This window comes from Ectopseudomonas oleovorans, from assembly GCF_003052605.1.
GTDB classification, from domain to species: Bacteria; Pseudomonadota; Gammaproteobacteria; order Pseudomonadales; family Pseudomonadaceae; genus Aquipseudomonas; species Aquipseudomonas oleovorans_A.
This window is the reverse complement of record NZ_QASO01000023.1, coordinates 1-6,015: the sequence shown is the minus strand read 5'-3', so window position 1 is coordinate 6,015 and position 6,015 is coordinate 1. Positions and strand designations below refer to the sequence as shown.

At 59.5% G+C, this 6,015-nt stretch carries 5 protein-coding genes and 3 pseudogenes; 2 read left to right on the top strand and 6 right to left on the bottom strand.

All coding sequences use genetic code 11. The annotated features are described in order from the left end of the window. A pseudogene (locus tag DBO86_RS03745) lies at window positions 1-147 on the top strand (IS5/IS1182 family transposase); the annotation flags it as partial. 204 nt (window positions 148-351) lie between these two features. Here the strand turns inward: DBO86_RS03745 and DBO86_RS03740 are convergent. Continuing rightward, a complete protein-coding gene (locus tag DBO86_RS03740) occupies window positions 352-1,572 on the bottom strand; it encodes a PilT/PilU family type 4a pilus ATPase (RefSeq protein ID WP_208630358.1) in 1,221 nt (406 codons plus the stop codon). A gap of 147 nt (window positions 1,573-1,719) precedes the next feature. Here DBO86_RS03740 and DBO86_RS03735 point away from each other — a divergent pair, with 147 nt between their 5' ends. Further along, window positions 1,720-1,998: a peptidylprolyl isomerase gene (locus tag DBO86_RS03735; RefSeq protein ID WP_003460843.1), complete on the top strand. Its 279-nt coding sequence runs from the start codon at window positions 1,720-1,722 to the stop codon at window positions 1,996-1,998. A gap of 7 nt (window positions 1,999-2,005) precedes the next feature. Here DBO86_RS03735 and DBO86_RS03730 read toward each other — a convergent pair. The 5 genes and pseudogenes from DBO86_RS03730 to DBO86_RS03705 form a co-directional block, all read right to left on the bottom strand. After that, a pseudogene (locus DBO86_RS03730) lies at window positions 2,006-2,266 on the bottom strand (type 2 periplasmic-binding domain-containing protein); the annotation flags it as partial. Further along, window positions 2,256-2,665: pseudogene (locus tag DBO86_RS03725) on the bottom strand (TauD/TfdA dioxygenase family protein); the annotation flags it as partial. The pseudogenes DBO86_RS03725 and DBO86_RS03730, both read right to left, overlap by 11 nt. Before the next feature lie 551 nt (window positions 2,666-3,216). Further along, on the bottom strand, window positions 3,217-4,233 hold the full coding sequence (locus tag DBO86_RS03715; protein ID WP_003460837.1) for a CNNM domain-containing protein: 1,017 nt from the start codon (window positions 4,231-4,233) through the stop codon (window positions 3,217-3,219). Next, on the bottom strand, window positions 4,230-5,603 hold the full coding sequence (locus DBO86_RS03710; protein ID WP_003460836.1) for a hemolysin family protein: 1,374 nt from the start codon (window positions 5,601-5,603) through the stop codon (window positions 4,230-4,232). The genes DBO86_RS03715 and DBO86_RS03710 overlap by 4 nt, the downstream gene beginning before the upstream one ends. 229 nt (window positions 5,604-5,832) lie before the next feature. Continuing rightward, on the bottom strand, window positions 5,833-6,015 hold a 183-nt coding region (locus DBO86_RS03705; RefSeq protein ID WP_146173180.1), incomplete at its 5' end, for an HNH endonuclease signature motif containing protein.

Below are 6,015 nucleotides of genomic sequence, written 5' to 3'. Positions count from 1 at the left end.
AGGTCTTTACCGCAACCGGCACTGGGTGGAGAACGCCTTCGCCCGGCTAAAGCACTACCGGGCAGTGGCATCTCGGTTCGACAAACTCAAGAGAAATTCGAAAGCGTCGTGGCCATGGCCTGTGCCTTTCTCTGGTTACCTATGTGAAACGGCAACAGACCCTAGGGTCTGTACGAAAAATTGCCTGCGCTCGGTGATGCTGCGTTAAAAACAGGCTGGAACGCCAGCCCGGCCAAATGCTCATTTACAGCACGTAAACTCGAATGTGAGCCCAGTCCGTTCTTCGCCTGTTTTTGCCGGGCCGCCATCGGTATTGCCTGACCTTCGCTCGGCGACTTTTCGTACAGCCCCCTAAATCCCCTGCCGCCCCGGGTCCTCCGGCGGCTGCTCCTGCTCGATGTCCTCCAGTTTCAGCTCCAGCCCCCAGTCGCCTGCAGCAGCGGCTTTCGCTGCAGGAGCCGGCGTTACCACCGGCGCAGCGGCGGCGGGTGCAGGCCTGGCATTGGCCGGATTGTCGCGATGGAGCTTGAGCTTCAGGCGCACGTTGTTCGCCGAGTCGGCGTTCTTCACCGCTTCTTCTTCGTCGATCGCACCTTCGTGCACCAAGTCGATCAGCGCCTGATCGAAGGTCTGCATGCCGAGGTTCTTGGATTTCTCCATGATTTCCTTTAGCTCGGAAAACTCGTTGCGCTTGATCAGGTCGCGCACCGTCGGCGTACCCATCATCACCTCCACCGCGGCGCGGCGCTTGCCATCGACAGTCTTGACCAGACGCTGCGAGACGAACGCCTTGAGGTTGTTACCCAGGTCGTTGAGCAGTTGCGGGCGGCGATCCTCGGGGAAGAAGTTGATGATGCGATCCAGCGCCTGGTTGGCGTTGTTGGCATGCAGCGTGGAAATCGCCAGGTGCCCGGTATCGGCGAAGGCCAGGGCATGCTCCATGGTTTCGCGGTCGCGGATTTCGCCGATCAGAATCACGTCCGGCGCCTGGCGCAGGGTGTTCTTCAGCGCGGCGTGGAAGCTGCGGGTGTCCACGCCCACCTCGCGCTGGTTGATGATCGACTTCTTGTGCCGGTGCACGTACTCCACCGGGTCTTCGATGGTGATGATATGACCGCCGCTGTTGCGGTTGCGGTAGTCGATCAGCGCCGCCAGGGAGGTTGACTTGCCCGAACCGGTACCGCCGACGAACAGCACCAGGCCGCGCTTTTCCATCACCGTGCCGAGCAGCACTTCAGGCAGTTTCAGGTCCTCGAAGCGCGGAATATCCAGCTTGATGTTGCGCGCGACGATGGACACCTCGTTACGCTGTTTGAAGATGTTGATGCGAAAACGCCCCACACCGGCCAGCGATATCGCCAGATTCATCTCCAGTTCACGCTCGAATTCCTCACGCTGAGCACTGTCCATGATCGAATCGGCAATGGCCGCCACATCGCCCGCCTTCATCGGCTCCTGGCTCAGCGCCTTGAGCACGCCATTAAACTTCGCGCAGGGCGGCGCGCCGGTAGACAGATATAGATCGGAACCATCCTGAGTGGACAGAATTTTCAGCATTGCTTGGAGATCCATGGCGGCGTTTCCGTGAGCGCGATTGAAATACCATAGGCCATGTTCATCCGCGTCGCGGACAACACACAACCCATAAAATTGACGCCATTCTGCTGGCGCAACGAATGCTGGCACAATAGCGCCCTGACAGATTTGAGGAACCCATCAATGGCAAAGGCAATGGCCCGCCACATCCTGGTCAAGACCGAAGCGGAAGCCACCGCGCTGAAAAAGCGCATTGCCGCCGGCGAGGCTTTCGATGTGCTGGCGCGCAAGCACTCTACCTGCCCCTCCGGCAAGAAAGGTGGCGACCTCGGTGAAGTGCGGCCCGGGCAGATGGTGCGCGCGGTGGATCAGGTGATCTTCAAGAAGGCGCTGCGTGAAGTGCACGGCCCGGTGAAGACCCAGTTCGGCTATCACCTGATCCAGGTGTTCTATCGCGATTGAACCCTGCTCAGGCGCCAGGCTCGCCCATGAACTCGATGATCTTGCTCCTCAGCCAACGCTCGGCGGGATCGTTATCGGTCACCCTGCTCCAGTCCATGGACAGATCCGAATTGACCAGCTCGAATGGCGGGTCATCGGCACGCAGGTGGGGCCCTTCAATCAGCGCCGCCGCGGCAAAATCCGGTACCGTGGCGAGCATTTCCGTACCGGCGATGATTGAGCGCAAGCCACTGAACTGCGGCACCGCCAGCACCACACGGCAGTTCCTGAGCCAACAGCATGGAACCCAGGTCGGGCAATTCCTTGTAGGAGAGATCCGAATGCCAGAACTTGCCGGCTCGCCCAGGCCGATGGGCTGACCGTTCTCGACGATGTTGGAGATGATGAAAATCTCCGGGTGATCAGCCAGCAGAAACTACTTGAGCACGTGGATCTGCAGCGGGCCGAAACGGCGGCTGAAGGCGATCTGTGCTCGGGGGTGATACGCTGGTCACGGAATACCAGCAGGGCGTGATCGAGATGGGCGCGATGGACACGGGCGAAGTCGTCATCGCCAAGGCTGGGTCAGATCCAGACCGATGACCTCGGAGCCCACGGGCGCATCGAAGGGGCGAACTTCGAATGACTGTGCCGACGCCACAGTGGTGGTATGGGCGACTACCGACATAGAAAACTCCATGCAAAAGCGCCAATCGGCGCATCACTTGACCGACCGAGGGTTCGGCCATGTGTTCAGTGCGGCGCGCCGATTGGTCGGCAGGTACGCATGGAATAAAAATCTATAGGTATAAGAAAATTAACTTAAATACCAAATAAGAATATTCATATGACCTGTCAGCGAGTCACGCCATCAGGTGTCACGCTCGTCGCCACTATCGGGCGCTTCGTCAGCCAGACAGTCGCTTGCTTTAGACATACAGAACCGGCATAGACCGCTGAATCAATCGCAAATAGCCTGCCACCTCGGTGGATGACCCAGCAGCTACCAAGCCAGATGCAAGCCAAGCAACGAGCCGAAGGTTCCGGGCATGAACGGCAACTGGCCGAGGCCAAAGCCCGTCGCCGCCTGCACGACCTGGGTTTCTATCATCAGAATCGCAGATCCATCTCACGCATCTGGAACAGGCTACAGGTCGGTTAGCCAGGGGCAGCCTGTCAAGGCGAGCCCGACCCCGTCAGCCCCGGAGTAACCTGGCCCGGGACTGACAGGGGAGTCGACTAGGAAGCGGTCGCCAGAGGCAGTATGCGCGCCAGTATGTCGGCGAGCGTTACCACCCCTTTCAACTGCCCGTCTTGCATGACCACCGCAAACTGAACGCTCGATTTACGCATGAGCGCCAGGGACTCATAGACCGGCGTTTTCGCGTCTAGAACGAATACCTGGCGGGCGATTTCCCGCGCCGGACGCATATCCGGCTCAAGCAGCGTATCACGCAGGTGAACGACCAAAGGCAGCTTGTCGCTGGCGCCGAGAATCAGGATCCGCAGATGGCCTGACTGAGCAGCGATGGCACGTACATCCGCTACGGACGCATCAAACTTGACGTGGACCGGGATAGCGTCACTCGTTACCAGCTCTTCGATCGGCAAGGTGCCGAGATCAATAAGACTGGAGATCTGCTGCTGAAGGCCAGGCTGGAGTGTTCCAACTTCAGCCGAGTGCTCCACGAGTCTACGAATGGTGGCGATGTCCTGCCCGCCCACCGCAGCACTCTCAACAGGCTCAACACCGGACGCTTTGACCAGTCGGTTCGCAATCCGGTTGACCCACCTCATCAGGGGGCGCAACGGCCAGATGTAAGCGCGTGAAATGAGCCCCACGGCAAGTGCCGAACGTTCCGGGTGTGCAATCGCCCAGGATTTCGGTGCCATCTCACCAACCACCAGGTGCAGGAAGGTCACCAGGAAGAGCGCGAGCGCGAAGGACGCACCACCAACCGCCCACTCGGGCACGCCCCAGGCGACCAGCAGCGGGCTCAGCCAGTTGTCGACCGCCGGCTTGGTCACGGCGCCCAGTGCGAAGGTACAGAACGTGATGCCGAGCTGAGCGCCTGCCAGCATCAGGGTCAGGTCGTTCATGCCACGCAACGCGGCGCGGGCCGAACTGCTGGTCGGAGCCAGTTCCTCGAGACGGTGACGACGGGCACCGAGCAGTGCGAACTCGATGATGACGAAGATTGCGCTGAGCACGATGAGGGCAATGGTCACCAACGTGACGATCAGAGGATCATTCATTGCGCTTCCTCCTGCTTAATCGTCTCGACAAGCGTGACACGCACCTGAGTCGGTACATAGCGCTCAACCCGCAGCACCTCGATCACTAGCCGACGCTCCACGGGCAGATCGGAGACCAGCTCCGAGGGATCCTCAGGCAAGGTTATCGTCACGGTATCGCCTTCGGCGGGCAAAGCCCCCAGCTCTGCGATCAGCAGGCCTGCGATGGTTTCAACCTCTTCATGAGGTAGGTCATAGCCGAGCGCACGCTCGACTTCGTCCAGGTGCACATCGCCATCCATGATCCAGATGCCGTCACCGCCCGGCATGAGCGGATCGGCGCTCTCTTCATCATGCTCATCGGTAATCTCGCCGACGATTTCCTCGGCAAGATCCTCAAGGGTCAGCACACCCACGAAGCTGCCGTATTCATCGATGACGCAGGCCAGTTGGTTGTTGGTCTGGATCAGCTCGGCAAGGGCATCCGGCAGCGCCATGAGGGTAGGCATGACAGTGGCCGGTCTCATCACCGCCTCGACGGTTTCTTCAGTATCCCCTGCTAATAGTCGCAACAGAACATCCGTGAGGTGAACAACGCCGACAGGGGTGTCCTCGTGGATGACCGGGTAGCGGGTATGACCACTGGCCATCAGCTCGCGCAGTTTGACCAACGTCGTCTCAGGTGTGAGCCAGTCAACCTGCGACCGCGGAATCATGGCGTGTTCGACGTCCTGCTGGGGGAAGTCAAGAATGCGATCCAGCATCAGCGAGAGCTCTACAGGAAGGTCTCCGCTGTCACGCGAGTCAGAGATGATGTGCGGTAGATCGTCGGCCGAGACACTTACGTCCAGATCGTGGACGGGCTCGATGCGCAGCATGCGCAGGAAAATGTTGGCCGACTTGTCGAAGAAGCCGATCAGCCAACCGAATACCGCCAGGTAAATCAGGGTCGAGCGCGCAAGAGCTCTGGCCAGAGGATCGGCATTGGCGATTGCCAGATTCTTCGGATAGAGCTCGCCAAAAATCATCTGGATAATCGTGGCGACCACCAGGGCAAGCAGCGTACCGACGGTTACGCCGACCTCGGACGGAATGCCGACCCCGCCCAGCAAGACACCGAGCGACTGTCCAACCAATGGCTCAGCCACGACACCGACCAGCAGACCTGTCACAGTGATGCCCAACTGGGCACCCGACAGCATGAAGCTGGTTCGTTTGGTCACTTCAAGCGCGCGCTTGGCGGAGGCATCACCGTCGGCAGCCAGTACAGCAAGCCGCGTACGGTCGACGGCCATGTAGGCGAATTCCTGGGCGACGAAATAGCCGTTTGCCGCAATGATCGCCAGGATAACGAGGGTACCGAACAGAAGAGTGAGGGTCGGCTCGATCACCGCATCACCGCATCACCGCATCATTTTTCGTTTTAGAAGAGCGTCTACAACCGCTGGGGCTTGATGTGTCCACAATGGATCCGAAGTGACAGTCGGGTAGGGACAGGCCATTACTGGCCCGTCCCCCCCTAAGAACCGTACGTGCGGCATTCACCGCATACGGCTCAAGCTTACGAAAAACCAAGTAGCTTGGCCGGCAACGTACGAAGTGTTGCGTCGGATTCTACAGCTATAAGCCGCTGAATCGTAGAGTTACCTCTTGGCGCTGGCTGTGAACCAGCGCGTGGCAGTTGGGATGAAGCAGGGTGCGATTACGTAAAGTATCCGAACCGCCGTCCACACGCCTGATGACGTGGTGATCGTGCCAGCCCGTTTCCTTACTCACCGCTTGCCCGCAAAGGGCACAAAGCCC

Excerpts from the sequence above, each read along its gene's own strand:
- DBO86_RS03740 (WP_208630358.1), bottom strand. The coding sequence starts at position 1,572 with ATGGATCTCCAAGCAATGCTGAAAATTCTGTCCACTCAGGATGGTTCC.
- DBO86_RS03735 (WP_003460843.1), top strand. The coding sequence starts at position 1,720 with ATGGCAAAGGCAATGGCCCGCCACATCCTGGTCAAGACCGAAGCGGAA.
- DBO86_RS03715 (WP_003460837.1), bottom strand. The coding sequence starts at position 4,233 with ATGAATGATCCTCTGATCGTCACGTTGGTGACCATTGCCCTCATCGTG.